Below are 15,833 nucleotides of genomic sequence, written 5' to 3'. Positions count from 1 at the left end.
GCCATGGATTTCCTGCGCCTGGTCGCCTGCGGCAGCGTGGACGACGGCAAGAGCACGCTGATCGGGCGCCTGCTGCACGAGGCCGGGCGCGTCCCGGACGACGAGCGTGCGGCGCTCGCACGCGCGAGTGCCAGCCACGGCACGCGCGGCGGCGAGGTCGACTACGCGCTGCTGCTCGACGGCCTCGACGCCGAGCGCGAGCAGGGCATCACCATCGACGTGGCCTGGCGCCACCTGCAGACCGCGCGACGGCGCTTCCTGATCGCCGACTGTCCCGGCCACGTGCAGTACACCCGCAACATGGCGACCGGCGCGTCGGTCGCGGACCTTGCGATCGTGCTGGTCGATGCCAGCAGGGGGCTGCTGCCGCAGACGTTCCGGCATGCCGCCATCCTGTCGCTGTTCGGCGTGCGCCACGTGCTGCTGGCGGTCAACAAGATGGACCGCGTCGGTTATGCGCAGCCGGTGTTCGAGGCGATCGCCTCACGCTTCCGCGAACATGCCGGCAGGCTCGGCATCGGGGACGTCATGGCGATCCCGGTGGCCGCGGCCGTGGGCGACAACGTCACCACGCGCTCGACCGCGATCGACTGGTACCACGGCCCCAGCGTGCTCGAACATCTCGAGGGCGTGCAGGTGGATGGGCCGGACCCCGCACTGCCGTTGCGGCTTCCGCTGCAGTTGGTGCTGCGCGACGCCGAGGGCGGGCGCTGGCTCACCGGCACGCTGGCTGCCGGTCGCGTGCGTGTCGGCGACGAGGTCCGCATCGAGCCCAGCGGTGTCGCAAGCCGGATCGCGGCACTCACGGTTGCCGGCGTTGCTGCCGAGGCCGCGCAGGTGGGGCAGGCGGTGGCGGTGCAACTCGCCGACGACGTGGATGCCGGGCGCGGGCATGTGCTGGCGCCCGTCGACGCACCGCTCGCCCATACCGACCAGTTCGTTGCTGAAGTGCTCTGGTTCGACGAGGCACCGCTGCTGCCGGGGCGCCGCTACCAGCTCAGGAACGGTGCGCGTGCGGTCGGGGCGCGGATCAGCGAGCTGAAGTTCCGCCACGATCCCGAAAGCCTGCAGCCACTGGCCGCGAAGCGGCTGGAGTTCAACGAGATCGGCGAGGTGGTGATCTCGCTGGATGCCGTCATCGCCTACGCACCGTATGCGGAGAATGCCACCCTCGGCGGCTTCATCCTCGTCGATCCGCTCAGCCGGGCCACGGTTGGGGCCGGCATGGTCCGCCACGGCCTGCGGCGCGCCGACAACATCCACTGGCAGGTGCTCGACGTCGACCGCAACGCGCGCGCCGCATTGAAGGGGCAGCAGCCGCGCTGCATCTGGTTCACCGGGCTGTCCGGTGCCGGCAAGTCGACCATCGCCAACCTCGTCGAACGAGGGCTGCTGGCGCGCGGACTGCACACCTATCTGCTCGACGGCGACAACGTGCGCCACGGGCTCAACCGCGATCTCGGCTTCACCGACGAGGACCGGGTGGAGAACCTGCGGCGCATCGGTGAGGTCGCCAGGCTGATGACCGATGCCGGGCTGGTCGTGCTGGTGAGCTTCATCTCGCCGTTCCGCGCCGAGCGTGCCGCCGCCCGTGCGCTGTTCGAGCCCGGCGACTTCATCGAGGTGTTCGTCGACACCCCGCTGGCCGATGCCGAGCGGCGCGACGTCAAGGGCCTGTACGCGAAGGCACGCCGCGGCGAACTGCCGAACTTCACCGGCATCGATTCACCCTACGAGCCGCCGGAAGCACCGGAGCTGGTGCTCGACACCCGGCGTGACGATGCGCAGGCGCTGGCGGATCGGGTCATTGCCTATGTGCTGGACGGCGGCGACTGAGCCACGTTCCAGCCGCGGATCCACGCGGAGGATGCGGATCAACCATCTGTCGTCCGTTCGATCCCATCGGCCCTTCATCCGCGCTATCCGCGAAATCCGCGGCAGAAGATCAAACCGGGATCAGCGCGGTCGCAGCAGCTGCAGCAGGCCGAGGATGATCACCGCGCCCAGCAGCGCACCGAAAAAGCCCGCGGCCTGGCCGACCGCGTACCAGCCCATCTGCTGCCCGCCCCAGGTGCCCAGCAGGGCGCCGCCGATGCCGAGCAGGCAGGTCAGGATCACGCCCATCCGGCGACGGCCCGGGGCGATGATGCGCGCGAGGATGCCGACCAGCAGGCCGATGAGAATGATGTACAGCCAGTTGCTGCTGCCGAACGGTGCCATGTCGCCCCCTGTGATGATCCGGGCGCAAGCATAGCCGCAGCTGCCGCCATCGCGCTCTCCGCGGCGTGCGCGGAGAGCGCGCGGACCCAGGCATCAGCAGCAGCCGTGGTCGCCGTGGCGGCTGCCGCTGTCGGCGGCAACGGCGGAGCCGGTGGTCTCGCCCCTCAGGCCGGCCTGGTGGTGTTCGGCGATCACCCGCGCGACGCAGGCGGTCACGCGCTTGCCCATCGGGATGTGCAGGAACTCGTTGGGGCCGTGCGCGTTGGAATGCGGGCCGAGCACGCCGGTGATCATGAACTGCGCGCCCGGGAACTTCTCGCCGAGCATGCCCATGAACGGGATCGAGCCGCCTTCGCCCATGTACATCGCCGGGCGCCCGAAGAACGCCTCGCTGGCATCGTTGATCGCGGTTTCCAGCCACGGCGACAGCGCCGGTGCGTTCCAGCCGGTCGCGGCCTTTTCGAGTTCCAACGTGACCTGTGCGCCGTTTGGCGGATCCTGCGTCAGCGCCTGCTGCAGCAGTGCGCCGGCACGCTTGCCGTCAACGGTGGGCGGCAGGCGCAGTGACAGCTTCACCGCGGTATGCGGGCGCAACACGTTGCCGGCCGAATCCAGCGACGGGATGCCACCCACGCCAGTCACCGACAGTGCCGGGCGCCAGGTGCGGTTGAGCACCAGCTCGGCCAGGTCTTCGTTCATCGGCCGCATGCCCTGGAGCAGCGGGAACTTCGAATAGACCTCGTCGCCGAGCACGCCGGACGCACGCCGTGCCTGCTCCTGCCGCTCGGCGGGGATTTCGGCGTGCAGGCCCTCGAGGAGGATGCGGCCGGTGGTTTCGTCCTCGATGCGCGACAGCAGCTGGCGCAGCAGCCGGAAGCTCGACGGCACCACGCCCGAGGCATCGCCCGAATGCACGCCCTCGTCGAGCACCTTCACCGTAAGGTTGCCGCCGGCCAGGCCGCGCAACGAGGTGGTGCACCACAGCTGCTCGTAGTTGCCGCAGCCCGAATCCAGGCAGACCACCAGCGACGGCTTGCCGATGCGCTCGGCGAGGTGATCGACATAGGCAGGGAGGTCGTAGCTGCCGGATTCCTCGCAGGCCTCGATCAGCACCACGCAGCGCGCGTGCGGCAGCTGCTGCTCGTGCAGGGCCATGATCGCGGCCAGCGAACCGTAGATCGCATAGCCGTCGTCGGCGCCACCGCGGCCGTACAGCCTGTCGCCGCGCAACACCGGCTTCCACGGACCGAGATCATCGTCCCAGCCGGTCATCTCCGGCTGCTTGTCGAGGTGGCCGTACAGCAGCACGCAATCGTCGTCGCGGCCACCGTGCGCGGCGGGGATCTCGATGAAGATCAGCGGCGTGCGGCCTTCCAGCTCGATCACGTCCACCTGCATGCCGGGGATGTCCTGCCGGCGCGCCCAGCCGGCCATCAGTTCCACGGCCTGGTCCATGTACCCGTGCGCCTTCCACTCGGCATCGAACATCGGCGACTTGTTCGGGATGCGGATGTATTCGACGAGCTGGGGCACGATGTCGTCGTCCCATTTCTGGGCGACGAAACGATCGACCTTGCTGGCGTCCATGGCGACTCCTGGAAAGCGGGGGAAGGCCCCATTCTAGCCGGCGCGTCGCGGTCGGAATTTTCCGACGCCGGCTGCCGGCTTTGCCCTGTGGGCGCACGGCGCGGCGGGCGATAGGCGCGGCCGCGGCGGTTGCGGACACTCTGCATACCGGCGCGGGCGCGCCGGCAGGAAGCCACCCACATACGGAAGGAATCGCCATGAACATGTTCACCAGGACCCTGTGCACGTCACTGCTTTCGCTGTTGCTGGCCGGCGCCGCCTGGGCCAGCGAGAAGGTCAATATCAACACCGCCGACGCCGCCACGCTCGACCGCGTGCTGGTCAACGTGGGCCCGGCCAAGGCCGAGGCCATCGTCGAGCACCGCAAGGCCAACGGCGCCTTCCGCAGCGTCGAGCAGCTCGCCCTCGTCAAGGGCATCGGCCTGCGCACCGTGGAGCTCAACCGCGACCGCATCGAGCTCGGCGCCGCGCCTGCGCGCCGTCCGGCCGAGCGTCCCGCGGCCGCCGCCACCACCGCGACCGCAACCGCGCGTCCGCAGCGCTGAAGAGGCACCTGGGGCCGCGCACGGACGCGCGGCCGCCAGTCGGGAGCAGGACCGCTCCGGGAGTCCGGCACGGAGGCCGGAATGACAGGGATGTTCGCCGTCCCCCCGTGCAGGACGCACGGGGGGCGGCGTCCGCTGGTGAGAGGCGTGTCGGCGCCGGGCCGCCCGCTACACTGCGCCGATGGACGCTTCCGCCGGAAGCCGGGTGATCCCGGCCAACGATTACCTCCGCAGCCGCTGGCGCAACGGGCGCGGATGGACCCGCGAGATCTGCGCATCCGACGCGCACGACGGCGGATGGGACTGGCGGCTGTCGATCGCCGACATCGAACAGGCCGGCCCGTATTCGGCATTCCCCGGCGCCATGCGCGAACAGGTGCTGCTGCGGGGCGAGGGGCTGCAGCTGGAATTTGCCGATGGCCGACGCGGGGACCTGCAGCCGCCCTACGGGCGCCTCCGCTTCGACGGCGACCCGCCGCCCCGGGCCGCGCCGGACGGCCGGGTCGAGGTGTTCAACCTGATCTGGCGCCCACAGGCGGTGGACGTCGATCTCTGGCACCGGCCACTGGTCGGGCCGATGCTGTTCTTCGCCGATCCCGGCACGCGCTGGGCACTGCATCTGCTGGCCGGGCAGGCGCGCTTCGAAGGCGCACTGTTGCCGCCGCTGGCGCAGGGCGATACCGCGGTGCTCGATGAACCGGTGCGCCGGCGTTTCCTGCTCGATGGCGGCGGGGAACTGCTGGCCATCCGCATCCGCCCACGCGGCGCCGTTGCCGACGGGCCAACCGACTGACGTCGGCCGACGGATGCGCCGCGTGCGTATCCGTCGGGCCGCAGCACTGGTTCAGAAGCGGTAGCTGGCCGATAGCCAGAGGTTGCGCCGCTGGTCCTTGACCAGGTAGTCGTCGACGCAGACATAGCTGTCGCGGGTATCGGCCAGCGTGCAGGTCTGCTCGATGAAGTCCTTGTCGAACAGGTTGTTGATGCGCGCGTTGAGCCGGAACGCATCGGTGATGCGCCAGGACGCGCCGAGGTGGAACACGGTGTAGTCGCTGTACCAGCGCTCCTGCCCGGCGACGGCGTCGTAGTCGCGGTAGCGGTCGTAGCGGCCCTCGCCGATCAGCGACAGCGTCAGTACGTCGGTCGGCGTCCATTCCAGCGTCGCGTTGGCGATGTGCTCGGCGGGGTTGCCGGTCACCGGGCGCCCCGCGTCGTCGCCGCTCTTCTGTTCCGAGCGGGTCCAGGTGTAGTTGCCGCGCAGCGCCAGGGTGTCGGTGAGCCCGGTGTGGGCGGCGAGTTCGACGCCGCGCGTTTCGGCGCGGTCGATATTCACCCGCTGGCTGAAGGTCGTATAGCCGAGCGCCGCCCAGCCCGGGCCGATGTCCACGCAGTAGCCGCCGCCGGTCGGCGCGACCTCGCAGTTGGCAAAGTTGTCGCCGGTGGCGATCTTGTCCTTGAAGCGGTTGTAGAACGCGGTGGCGTTGAAGCCCCAGCGGCCACCGTCGTAATAGGTGGCCAGCTCGACGTTGGTGCTGGTCTCCGGCTGCAGTGTCGGGGTACCGACCATCGGCGACACGCCCTGGCCGCCGAAGCCGGTGATGCCGGGGAACAGGTAGTTGGGCTTGGGCGCCTTGTAGCCGGTGCTGATGCCGCCCTTGACCGTCCACGCCTGCGTGGCATCCCAGACCAGGTAGGCACGCGGGCTGACGTGGCTGCCGAAGATGTTGTGGTGGTCGTAGCGCAGTCCGAAGGTCGCGGTGAGGTCGTCGGTGAACGCCCAGTTGTCCTCGGCGAACAGCGCCCATTGGCGGTGCTTCTGGCTCGTGCCGTCGCGGAAACCCGCACCGTCCATGCCGAACACGCCATCCTCCATGTCGGTGTCGTCGTACTGGCCGCCGACGGTGACCACGTGGTCGCCCAGCGGCAGCTCCAGCATGGTGTCGACCACCAGGCCCTCGAGTTCCAGCGTGCGCAGCTGCCGCGGCAGGAACGCCTGCAGGCGGGCCATTTCCTCCGCGGTGAGCCCGCTGGATTCGATACCCGCAAGGCCGGTGCCGTTGTTGCAGTAGGCGGCCTGGCCACGGCGCGCACAGACATCGTTCCACAGGTCCTGCAAGTCGCCACGCTCGGCCACCGTCAACGGTAGCGAACGGCCGAGGTTGCTGCTCTCGTGCCGGGTGATGCTGGTGGTACTGGTGCCGAACGACCAGCGTCCGACATGGCTCAGCGCGAGCTGGTCACGCTCGTAGCGCTGGTAGGCGGTGTAGCCGACGCGCGGCTGCACCACGCGACGGGTCACGGTGCCGCCACCGGGCGCGGGAATCACCGCGTTACCGGTGCGCCACAGGCTCTCGATGCTGTCGAGCGTGCCGGTCTGGCCGCTGGAGTTGTCGTACTTCAACCGTGAACGGTCGTAGTCGAGCATGATGTCGTGGTCGTCGTTGGGGGTGAATGCGAGGCGCACGCCGGCATTCCAGTTGGTGGCGGCGACCTGCTTGCCACCGCCGCCGAAGCCGAGGGCGCGGTCCCACATCGTGCCGTCGGGCAGGGGCAGCGGCTCCCAGTCGGGGATCGATTCGTCGCGGTCGTACCAGCTGCCGCGCACCGCCAGGCCCAGCCGGTTGGCCACCAGCGGCCCGCCGACATACAGATCGGTCTTGCGGGCGTCACCGAACTCGTCTTCCTGCTGGAAGGTATGCGTCTGGGTCACCGCGCCGTGCCAGACCGTGCCGACCTTGCGGGTGATGATGTTGACCACGCCGCCCATCGCGTCGGAGCCGTACAGCGTCGACATCGGCCCGCGCACGACCTCGATGCGCTCGATCGCCTCCATCGGCGGCACGAAGGCGAACTGTCCGCCGCCGAAATTGTTGGGGTAGAGGTCGCCGACATTGCTCTGCCGGCGGCCGTCGATCAGCACCAGCGTGTAGTCGGAGCCGAGGCCGCGCATGCTGATGGTGGCCTCGCCGTTCTTGTCGGTGCTCTCCATGCCGACGTCGAGCCCTTCGATGTCGCGCAGCGCATCGACGAGGTTGGCATACGGCCGGCGGGCGAGTTCCTCGCGGGTGACCACGGTGATGCTGGCCGGCGCGTCGGTGATCTTCTGCTCGAAACCGGTGGCGGTGACCACGATGGTGTCGAAGTCGCGGGTCTGCAGGCCGGGGTCGGCGACCGCATGTCCCGCCAGACCAACGGTGAGGGCGACGGCCAGCAGATGGCGTCGGGGCGCGGTACGCCGGTTCGGGGTGACTGCGTGCATCCAGGGGCTCCGTGGGGTCGGTGCGTAGGGAATCCTGAAGCCGGGTCTGGCGGTGGCTGGACGGCATCGCAGGAGGCGGGCATGACGCCCTTGGATGCGAATTATAATGAGAACGATTCTTGATAAAAGATCCTGCGGGATCTTTCTTGCAGCCGCGGTGCGGGTTTCAGCGGTCGTCGCGGGTCCAGACCCCGCCGTCGCGCACCTCGACCGGGAAGCGCACCACCGGCCCATAGGCTGGCGCGCACAGCGGGCGTCCATCGCGTATATCGAAGCGCGCACCGTGCAGCGCGCACTCGATGCTGCCCTCGGCGGTATCGAAATGGCCCGCGGAGAGCTCGAAATCCTCGTGGCTGCAGCGGTCTTCCAGCGCGTAGTAGGCGCCGTCGAGGTTGAACACCAGGATCGGCGTATCGCCGTCCCAGGCCACGCGGGTCTCGCCCGGCAGGAGCTCGGCGGTGGTGCACACAAAGGTCCAGTCGCTCATGCGGGCATTGTAGGGAGGCTGGCCCGCGGGGTCAGCCGGGATGGCCGCATCTGCCTGCGGGCTTCGCGGATGCCGCGGCCCGCCGGCACCGCGATGGCGTCAGGACACGCGCGCGCCCGCGGACACGGGTGGCAGCGCCTTCTCGAGCACCTCGAAGCGCAGGTCATCGCGCCGGGGGATGCCGAAGCGGGTGTCGCCATAGGGGAACGGCAGGTGCTCGCCGGTGCGGCGGTACCCGAGGCGCTCGTACCAGGCGATCAGCTCGGTGCGGACGTCGATCACCGTCATCCGCATCCGCGCAAGGGTCCAGTCCTCGCGGGCGATGCGCTCGCATTCGTGCAGCACCGCGCGCCCGATACCGCCGCCCTGGCGCCGCGGGTCGACCGCGAACATGCCGAAGTAACCGCTGCCGTCGACATCGGCCACGTGCGCGCAGGCGACCGGCCCCGCGGCGTCATCGGCAATGAGCACCCGGCTGCGCGGGCGTGCGATGTCGTCACGCAGCACCGCGGCATCGATGCGCTGGCCATCGAGCAGGTCGGCTTCCGTGGTCCAGCCGGCGCGGCTGGCATCGCCGCGATAGGCCGAGGTCACCAGGGCCACCAGCGCCGGCACGTCGGCGGCCGTCGCCGCACGGAAATACAGCGGGAGCACTTCGGCCATTCGATGTTCGCGCACGGGTGGGATGCGGTGTTGTCCGGAAAACCGCCAGGGAATGCAAGCGGCTCCCGGTCGTGGCCGGGCTGTCTACGGGCCCTCCGGAAGCCGGTACCACCCGCGCTCGTAGGCGACGGTGCCCCACAGCGCATGCAGCGCCGCCAGCCTCTGCGCCTCCGCCGAGGGCGCCCCGGATGCGACCAGTGGACGTCCCGGCCGGTGCACGAACGCGCGCGGCGCCTGACCCGGCTGCAGGACCACGAGCGTGCCGTCGTCTTCCAGCCAGCCGAAGTTCGCGTCGTACTGCATCGGTGCCCGGCCGTGCGCGGTCGGGTCGTCGCGGTTGAGGTCGCGGCCCAGCAGCGGTGTCGCATCGTCGATGCCGAGCAGCGACAGCAGGGTCGGCGCCAGGTCGATCTGGCTCACCAGGCGGGTGTCCCGGCGTGGCTCGACGCCGGCGCCCAGGATCAGGCCGGGAATGCGGAAATTGTCCACCGGCACCAGCGACTGGCCGAGCACGCGGGAGTCATGGTCGGCCACCACCAGGAACACGGTATCGGCCCAGTACGTCGAGGACATCGCACGTTCGAAGAAGCCCCCCAGCGCATGGTCCGCGTACTTGGCAGCATTGTTGCGGGTCGCCTTCGGCGCGTCGTACAGCTCGATGCGGTCGTCCGGGAACTCGAACGGATCATGGTTGCTCGACGTGAAGATGAAACCGAAGAACGGCGTGCCCGCTGCGTGGAGACGCTCGAAGTCGGCATGCGCCTCGGCGAACAGGTCCTCGTCGGAGACGCCCCAGGAGCCGACGAAACCCGGCGCAGCATGATCCTTGCGCTCGATGATCCGCTCGAACCCGTTGCCGAGGAAGAAGCCGCGCATGTTGTCGAAATGGCTCTCACCGCCGTAGTGGAACGCGGTGTCGTAGCCGTGGCGACGCAGGAGCGCGGCGAGGGTGAAGAAGTCCTGCTGCGCGCGCGGCCGCTTCACCACTGCCACCGACGGCGTCGGCGGATAGCCGCTCACGACCGCCTCGATGCCGCGCACCGAGCGCGTGCCGGTGGCATAGAGCTGGTCGAAGGCCCAGCCGCGGGTGGCGAGCGCATCGAAGCGCGGGGTGAGCGGCAATCCGCCGAGACTGCCGACGAAACGCGCGCCGAGGCTTTCCTCCAGCACGATCACCAGGTTGCGTGGCGGGCCGTGATGGACCGGGTCGCGCCTGAGCAGCAGCGGTACCGATGCATCCTTGACCACCGTGGCGCCGGGCCACGCTGCGCTGATGCCGCGCAGTGCGTCGGCCACCTCCTCGTCCGGCGTGGTGGGGTCGTAGATGCGCGCACCGGGGTCGTGCCGCAGTTCGTCGCGGATCGCGAACGCCAGCGAATAGAACGAGTTGAGCGGTAGGGTGTTCACCGTGGCATCGGTGGAGAAAGCCAGCATGGCCGGGTTCATGGGCCGGTGCCCCAGCGTGGAGCGGATGCCCAGTGTGCAGGCCAGCAGCACCATGACCGCACCCAGCGCGCGCACCGCCCCGGTGCCGGGATGGTGCGGATGCCGCGCGAGCAGCCGCCGGGCGAGCCGGTAGGCGAACCATGCGGCGGCCAGCGTGACCAGCACGGTGGCCAGCCCCGTCAGCAGGTGGCCCTTGGCCAGCATCGACGACACTTCGCGCGGGTAGGCGAGGTACTCGATGAACAACCGGTTGGGCCGCAGCCCGTACTCGGCCATGAACGCCGGCGTGGCGGCTTCCAGCGCCATCGGGATCGCCAGTGCAAGCGCCAGCCACACGGCGAACACGATCGCCACCTGCGGGCGCCGTGCAAGCGACGCGGGCAGCAGCAGGTAGGCGGCCGCCGCGATGCCCAGCCACATGCACATCGCGGCCACGTCGACGCGGACGCCCTGGACGAGGACCTGCGTCCATCCGCCGGCGGCGCCCACCGCGTCCGCCTGCCACAGCGACAGCCCGAGCCGCGACAGCGACAGCAGCAGCAGGCCGAGCACGAAGATCGACAGGAAGGGCAGCAGCGGCGCAAGACCGTGCCGGAGCGTCTGGGGCATCGCACTACACCCGAACGGAAGCACCGGCAACACCGGCGTGTCCAGTCAGGATTGGTGCGCGGTGGTCGGAAAGTTGTCGGAACGGCGCGACGGCGAAGCGCGCGGCTCAGCCCTGTTGTGCACCGCCGAAGTCGAGACGCGCCACGGTGCCCTGGTCGCCACCAGGTTCGATCGACAGCCGCCAGCCCAGGTGTTCGCTGAGGCGGGCGATCAGGGCCAGCCCGATGCCCGAACCCCGGTCGCTGCCACGCGCCAGGCGCGCGTACAGCGCGCTGATCTCCTCGGGCGTCATGCCGTGGCCGGGGTCCCGGATCTCCACCCGCCCCGCACCGTCGAGGGTGAGGCGGATCTCGCCGCGGTCGCTGTGTTCGATCGCGTTGCGCAGCAGGTTGCCGACGGCCAGGCGCACCACGGCCTCGGGTGCCACCAGCGTGCAGGGTTGCAGCGGTCCGACCAGGAACGTGAGGTCCTTGTCCGCGGCGAGGTGGCGATGGTCGTCGACCACCGCAGGCAGCATTTCGTCGAGGCGGAAGCGCTCCGCGGCGGCGGTGACGCGCTCGGGATCCTTGGCCAGCAGCAACAGCATGGAAATGAGCTGCTCGACCTCGCGGGTGGCGCGGGCGATGCGCTGGAGCTGGCGCGGCGCATCATCGCCCGGCCCGGTGAGCGCGATCTGCGCGGCGCTGCGGATCACCGCCATCGGCGTGCGCAGCTCGTGGCTGGCGGTATCGATGAAGGCGCGCTCGCGGTCGACGAACTGGTCGTTGCGGGCGAGGTAATCGTTGAGCGCACCGGCGATCACCGTCAGCTCCGAACTCGCACGCGCCGGCACCTCGATGCGCAGGCCGCGGCGGTCGGGCGACAGCGTGCCGATGTCTGCGGCAAGGTCGCGCAGCGGGCGCGCCAGCAGGCGCGCGCCGAAATAGACCGCGATGCCGAGCAGCAGCATGAACAGCACCGACGAGGCGATCACCGGCTTCACGAGCTCCCACTCCAGGTCCTCGAAGCCGTCGATGTCGAGCGCCAGCGCGTAGCGGATGCCGGCCTCCTCGCGAACCAGCACCACCCATTCGTTGTCGCCGAAGAACACGTTGTCGTGCAGGCCCGGGGCGAGTGGACGCAAGGTGTCCGGTACCCGTGCGTCTCCCGCATCCAGGATGTGGAGGTCGAGCCGGCCGTTGTTGCGCCAGCCGAAGCCGGGATCGTGCCGGCGCCGCTCGAGCAGGTCGTCCATCGACGTTTCCAGCATCGCCTGCCAGACCATCCGCTCGGCCTGTTCGTTGACCAGCAGGCCGTGCACGAACAGCGCGACGCTGAGCAGGACCCCGTAGACCACCAGGCCGAGTGTGATCTGGCGGGTGAGGCTAGGACGCGTACGCATCGTCCACCACGGCGACCCGGTAACCGATACGGGGGAGGGTGTGGATGAGCTTGACCGGCCGGTCGCCATCGACGCTGCGGCGCAGTTCGTAGATATGCGAACGCAGCATGTCGCCATCGGGGGGCTCGTCGCCCCACAACGCGTACTCGAGCTCCCGCCGGCTGACCGCCGCGGGGCTTGCCATCATCAGCACCTGCAGCAGCTTGCGCGAGGCGGGGAACAGGTGCAGCAACTCGCCGCCCCGGCGCACTTCCAGGGTGGCGAGATCCAGCCGCAGGTCGCCGACCTCGAGCTGGCGGATGGCGGTGCGCCCGCGTGCACGGACAAGCAGTGCTTCCAGGCGCACTTCCAACTCGGCAAGGTCGAACGGCTTGGTCAGGTAGTCATCGGCGCCCGCGCGGAAGCCGGTGAGCTTGTCGGGCAACTGGTCGCGCGCGGTCAGCATCAGCACCGGCGTGTCGATCCCGCGTTCGCGCATGGTCTTCAGTACGACGGGGCCTTCCATGCGCGGCAGCATCCAGTCGAGCACGACGGCGTCGTAGTTCTGGGTGACGGCAAGGTGCAGCCCCACCACGCCGTCGGGCGCGGCATCGAGGCGCGCGCCGCGTGCCTCGAAGTAGGCGAACAGGCTGGCGACAAGCGGTGGGTGGTCCTCGACGATGAGCAGGCGCATGGCGATCGGTCCGGGGAGCAGGTCATAGGATGCGCGCCGTTCGAGGCTGCGGCCAGTGAGGTACGTCCGGCGGCGACGACGCCGTCGGCGGCGCGCGGCATCCGGGCTCTTAATCGGCGGCGAATGTTTTTCCGACCCGGTTCCGACGTGGACGCCGGAAAGCTGCCCGGTGCCGGCATGGTGCCAGGGAGACGTACGGGATATGAGTGAATACAAGACTGCGGGAGCCGCGCGTCTGTTTGCGGCCGCAGGCCATTCGTTGCGTGGCGTGCGCGACACCTGGCGCACCGAGGCGGCTTTCCGCCAGGAGATCGTGCTGGGTGCGGCCGTGGGCGCGGCAGTGTTCATGCTCGAGGTTCCGCCGCTGTGGCTCGTCCTGCTGTTGCTGACCTTCGGGCTGGTACTGGTGGTGGAACTGCTCAATACCGCGATCGAGGCGACGGTCGACCGTTTCGGCCGGCAACACCACCCATTGTCCGGAAAGGCGAAGGACGCGGGCTCCGCGGCGGTCGCGGCCGCCCTCCTGCTGCATGCCCTGGTGTGGGCCTGCGTGCCGTGGTGAAGCCGGCCGCCACGCATTGGGAGGCGATCGCCGCCGTGCCGGCGTTCGCGCTGCTGTTGACCGTGCCGCTGCATGGGCTTGGCGGTGACCAGTGGATCGCCAACGCCCTCTATCGACTCGAGGGCGGGCACTGGGCGCTGCGCGATGCATGGTGGACCTCGACCCTGCTGCACGTGTGGGCGAGGCACGCCAGCATCCTGGCGTGGGTAGGCGCATGCGCGTTGCTCGCCGCGGGAATCCGCGGGCGCATGCCGCGCGAACGGCAACGGGCGCTGGCCTACCTCGTGGTGGCCGTGGCGGGCAGCGCCCTGCTGGCGGGAGCACTCAAGCAGGTCAGTGGCGTCGATTGTCCGTGGGCGCTCGTGGCATATGGCGGTAGCCACGCGCCGGTGCCGTGGTTCGCCGGCGACGGTGCCTGTTTCCCGGCGGGCCATGCCGCCGCCGGGTATGCCTGGGTCGCGAGCTACTTCGCTCTGCAGCGGGTCGCGCCGCGCTGGCGCCACCGGGGGCTGTGCGCGGGGCTGCTGGCCGGCACGATCTTCGGCATCACCCAGCAGCTGCGCGGTGCGCACTTCCTGTCCCACGACGTCTGGGCCCTGGCGCTGTGCTGGGTCTGGTCCGCGACGCTCGCGCGTGTATGGCTGTGGCGGGAGTCGCCGGCCCGTGCGCCGGAAGCGGACATCGGCAGCTTCGCCATTAGGGCAAGGCGGCGTCCATGAGCACCGTCCGCGACAGCCTGCGCCGACTGCAGGTGCGCGACCTCGCCATCCGCGGCTGGCGCCCGAGCATGTCCGGCGAGGCGCTGCTGGCGCTGGTGTGCGCGTACTTCGTGCTCGCCTGCAACGGCACCTTCTGGCAGGCGGTGGCGCAGGCCGGCACATCGCCGCGGGTGCGGCTCGTCCTCGCCGTCGCGGTGTTCGCGTTGCACGCCTGCGTGCTGGCGCCCTTCGCGTGGCGCGCCGCAACCCGGCCCGTGCTGGCGGCGCTGCTGGTAGTGACCGCTTGCGCCAGCTGGTACGCATCGCGTTACGCGGTGCTGTTCGACGTCGACATGCTCCGCAACATCCTGCACACCGACATGGCGGAGAGCCGCGAGCTGCTGTCACCGGGGCTGCTGGTCCATGTCGCCGTCGCAGGCGGGCTGCCGGCCGCGCTGGTGTTGTGGACGCGCGTGCGCATTCCGCCCCTGCGCCAGGACCTGCGGCGTCGGGCGCTGTTCGCGATCGCGATGCTGGCGCTGGCCCTGGTCGCGCTGGCGGTCGGTTCGCAAGGGGTGTTCTCGCTGATGCGCAACGACCACGCGTTGCGCCATCGCATTACCCCCGGCAACGTGCTGGTCTCCACGGTGCGTGCGCTGTCGCAGGAGGAACGCGGCCCGGCCGGCCCGCGCGAGGTGGTGGCCGCCGATGCCCGGCGCATCGTCGGCGCCGCCGGTCCGCGCCGGCCCAGGGTACTGGTGCTGGTGGTCGGCGAGACCGTTCGCGCCGACCACTGGGGCCTCAACGGGTATGCGCGCCAGACCACGCCGGAACTGGCGCGCCGCGACGTGGTGAACTTCCCCGACGTCACCGCCTGCGGGACCAGCACCGAAGTCTCGCTTCCGTGCATGTTCTCGATCCTTGGGCGCGAGCGTTACGACCGCGTCGCGATCCACCACCAGGAGAACCTGCTCGACGTGCTGGCGAGGACCGGCGTGGCGGTGGCCTGGCGCGACAACCAGTCCGGCTGCAAGGGCGTCTGCGATGCCATCGGAATGCAGACGATGCAGCCGACGCAGGCGCCCGCGCTGTGCACCGGCAACCGCTGCCTCGACGCGATCCTGCTCGCCGGACTGCGCGAGCGCATCGAGGCCGCCGAGGACGACGTGCTGATCGTGCTGCATCCGCTCGGCAATCACGGACCGAACTATTTCGAGCGCTATCCCGCCGCGTTCGAGCTTTACCGGCCCACCTGCCGCCACGGCGACCTCGGGCGTTGCAGCCGGGAGCAGATCGTCAACGCATACGACAACGCCATCGGCTACACCGACGCGGTGCTGGGACAACTGATCGACCTGCTGGGCGCGCAGCATGGCCACGACGCGGCGATGCTCTACGTGTCCGACCACGGCGAGTCACTGGGCGAGTACGGACTGTTCCTGCATGGCGCGCCACTGGCGATCGCGCCGCGCCAGCAGCTCCAGGTGCCGATGACGCTGTGGCTGTCGCCCGCGGTCACCGCCAGCGCCGGTATCGACCGCGATTGCCTCGACCGGATCGCCGGCGATGCCTACAGCCAGGACAACCTGTTCGATACGGTGCTGGGCTTCTTCGACGTGCAGACCCGCGATTACCGGCCCGGGCGGGACATCCTGCATTCCTGCCGACGCGCGAGCGCTGCGGCCCGCGCCTGAGCGCACCGG

At 69.9% G+C, this 15,833-nt stretch carries 14 protein-coding genes; 6 read left to right on the top strand and 8 right to left on the bottom strand.

All coding sequences use genetic code 11. The features are described from left to right. Window positions 1-3: 3 nt before the first annotated feature. Window positions 4-1,836, top strand: coding sequence for an adenylyl-sulfate kinase (gene cysC, locus LDO11_RS06910; protein ID WP_232140874.1), 1,833 nt, complete (start codon window positions 4-6; stop codon window positions 1,834-1,836). A 120-nt stretch (window positions 1,837-1,956) separates the two neighbouring features. Here cysC and LDO11_RS06905 read toward each other — a convergent pair whose 3' ends face one another. Together LDO11_RS06905 and LDO11_RS06900 are read right to left on the bottom strand one after the other, a co-directional pair. Further along, on the bottom strand, window positions 1,957-2,220 hold the full coding sequence (locus LDO11_RS06905; protein ID WP_232140873.1) for a GlsB/YeaQ/YmgE family stress response membrane protein: 264 nt from the start codon (window positions 2,218-2,220) through the stop codon (window positions 1,957-1,959). A 93-nt stretch (window positions 2,221-2,313) separates the two neighbouring features. Continuing rightward, window positions 2,314-3,807: a M20 family metallopeptidase gene (locus LDO11_RS06900; protein ID WP_232140872.1), complete on the bottom strand. Its 1,494-nt coding sequence runs from the start codon at window positions 3,805-3,807 to the stop codon at window positions 2,314-2,316. A gap of 197 nt (window positions 3,808-4,004) precedes the next feature. Between LDO11_RS06900 and LDO11_RS06895 the strand changes: the two genes are divergently transcribed. Beyond that, complete coding sequence (locus LDO11_RS06895) at window positions 4,005-4,352, top strand: ComEA family DNA-binding protein (protein ID WP_129135321.1); 348 nt, start codon at window positions 4,005-4,007, stop codon at window positions 4,350-4,352. A 181-nt stretch (window positions 4,353-4,533) separates the two neighbouring features. Then, on the top strand, window positions 4,534-5,145 hold the full coding sequence (locus tag LDO11_RS06890) for a HutD/Ves family protein (protein WP_129135322.1): 612 nt from the start codon (window positions 4,534-4,536) through the stop codon (window positions 5,143-5,145). A gap of 51 nt (window positions 5,146-5,196) precedes the next feature. Here LDO11_RS06890 and LDO11_RS06885 read toward each other — a convergent pair whose 3' ends face one another. The 6 genes from LDO11_RS06885 to LDO11_RS06860 form a co-directional block, all read right to left on the bottom strand. Then, the gene (locus LDO11_RS06885; RefSeq protein ID WP_232140871.1) at window positions 5,197-7,611 is read right to left on the bottom strand and encodes a TonB-dependent receptor domain-containing protein; all 2,415 of its coding nucleotides are present in this window, start codon (window positions 7,609-7,611) and stop codon (window positions 5,197-5,199) included. A gap of 166 nt (window positions 7,612-7,777) precedes the next feature. Beyond that, window positions 7,778-8,098: a Rieske (2Fe-2S) protein gene (locus LDO11_RS06880; RefSeq protein WP_232140870.1), complete on the bottom strand. Its 321-nt coding sequence runs from the start codon at window positions 8,096-8,098 to the stop codon at window positions 7,778-7,780. A 99-nt stretch (window positions 8,099-8,197) separates the two neighbouring features. After that, a complete protein-coding gene (locus tag LDO11_RS06875; protein ID WP_255683332.1) occupies window positions 8,198-8,761 on the bottom strand; it encodes a GNAT family N-acetyltransferase in 564 nt (187 codons plus the stop codon). 84 nt (window positions 8,762-8,845) lie between these two features. Further along, the gene (locus LDO11_RS06870) at window positions 8,846-10,816 is read right to left on the bottom strand and encodes an LTA synthase family protein (protein WP_232140869.1); all 1,971 of its coding nucleotides are present in this window, start codon (window positions 10,814-10,816) and stop codon (window positions 8,846-8,848) included. A 106-nt stretch (window positions 10,817-10,922) separates the two neighbouring features. Next, the gene (locus LDO11_RS06865) at window positions 10,923-12,197 is read right to left on the bottom strand and encodes a sensor histidine kinase (RefSeq protein ID WP_232140868.1); all 1,275 of its coding nucleotides are present in this window, start codon (window positions 12,195-12,197) and stop codon (window positions 10,923-10,925) included. Further along, window positions 12,181-12,870 carry a response regulator transcription factor gene (locus LDO11_RS06860; RefSeq protein WP_232140867.1) on the bottom strand — a complete coding sequence of 230 codons (690 nt, stop codon included), beginning with the start codon at window positions 12,868-12,870 and terminating at the stop codon, window positions 12,181-12,183. Before LDO11_RS06860 ends, LDO11_RS06865 begins: the two co-directional genes overlap by 17 nt. Window positions 12,871-13,072: 202 nt before the next feature. Between LDO11_RS06860 and LDO11_RS06855 the strand changes: the two genes are divergently transcribed. The 3 genes from LDO11_RS06855 to LDO11_RS06845 are packed head-to-tail and all read left to right on the top strand — an operon-like array spanning window position 13,073 to window position 15,824. Continuing rightward, window positions 13,073-13,432, top strand: coding sequence for a diacylglycerol kinase (locus LDO11_RS06855; protein WP_232140866.1), 360 nt, complete (start codon window positions 13,073-13,075; stop codon window positions 13,430-13,432). After that, window positions 13,411-14,151 carry a phosphatase PAP2 family protein gene (locus LDO11_RS06850; protein WP_232140865.1) on the top strand — a complete coding sequence of 247 codons (741 nt, stop codon included), beginning with the start codon at window positions 13,411-13,413 and terminating at the stop codon, window positions 14,149-14,151. The genes LDO11_RS06855 and LDO11_RS06850 overlap by 22 nt, the downstream gene beginning before the upstream one ends. After that, complete coding sequence (locus LDO11_RS06845) at window positions 14,148-15,824, top strand: phosphoethanolamine transferase (RefSeq protein ID WP_232140864.1); 1,677 nt, start codon at window positions 14,148-14,150, stop codon at window positions 15,822-15,824. Before LDO11_RS06850 ends, LDO11_RS06845 begins: the two co-directional genes overlap by 4 nt. Window positions 15,825-15,833: the final 9 nt, after the last annotated feature.

This window comes from Alterluteimonas muca, assembly GCF_021191595.1.
GTDB classification, from domain to species: Bacteria; Pseudomonadota; Gammaproteobacteria; order Xanthomonadales; family Xanthomonadaceae; genus Luteimonas; species Luteimonas muca.
This window is presented reverse-complemented; position numbering and strand designations above follow the sequence as displayed.

Excerpts from the sequence above, each read along its gene's own strand:
- cysC (WP_232140874.1), top strand. The coding sequence starts at position 4 with ATGGATTTCCTGCGCCTGGTCGCCTGCGGCAGCGTGGACGACGGCAAG.
- LDO11_RS06905 (WP_232140873.1), bottom strand. The coding sequence starts at position 2,220 with ATGGCACCGTTCGGCAGCAGCAACTGGCTGTACATCATTCTCATCGGC.
- LDO11_RS06900 (WP_232140872.1), bottom strand. The coding sequence starts at position 3,807 with ATGGACGCCAGCAAGGTCGATCGTTTCGTCGCCCAGAAATGGGACGAC.
- LDO11_RS06895 (WP_129135321.1), top strand. The coding sequence starts at position 4,005 with ATGAACATGTTCACCAGGACCCTGTGCACGTCACTGCTTTCGCTGTTG.
- LDO11_RS06890 (WP_129135322.1), top strand. The coding sequence starts at position 4,534 with ATGGACGCTTCCGCCGGAAGCCGGGTGATCCCGGCCAACGATTACCTC.
- LDO11_RS06885 (WP_232140871.1), bottom strand. The coding sequence starts at position 7,611 with ATGCACGCAGTCACCCCGAACCGGCGTACCGCGCCCCGACGCCATCTG.
- LDO11_RS06880 (WP_232140870.1), bottom strand. The coding sequence starts at position 8,098 with ATGAGCGACTGGACCTTTGTGTGCACCACCGCCGAGCTCCTGCCGGGC.
- LDO11_RS06875 (WP_255683332.1), bottom strand. The coding sequence starts at position 8,761 with ATGGCCGAAGTGCTCCCGCTGTATTTCCGTGCGGCGACGGCCGCCGAC.
- LDO11_RS06870 (WP_232140869.1), bottom strand. The coding sequence starts at position 10,816 with ATGCCCCAGACGCTCCGGCACGGTCTTGCGCCGCTGCTGCCCTTCCTG.
- LDO11_RS06865 (WP_232140868.1), bottom strand. The coding sequence starts at position 12,197 with ATGCGTACGCGTCCTAGCCTCACCCGCCAGATCACACTCGGCCTGGTG.
- LDO11_RS06860 (WP_232140867.1), bottom strand. The coding sequence starts at position 12,870 with ATGCGCCTGCTCATCGTCGAGGACCACCCACCGCTTGTCGCCAGCCTG.
- LDO11_RS06855 (WP_232140866.1), top strand. The coding sequence starts at position 13,073 with ATGAGTGAATACAAGACTGCGGGAGCCGCGCGTCTGTTTGCGGCCGCA.
- LDO11_RS06845 (WP_232140864.1), top strand. The coding sequence starts at position 14,148 with ATGAGCACCGTCCGCGACAGCCTGCGCCGACTGCAGGTGCGCGACCTC.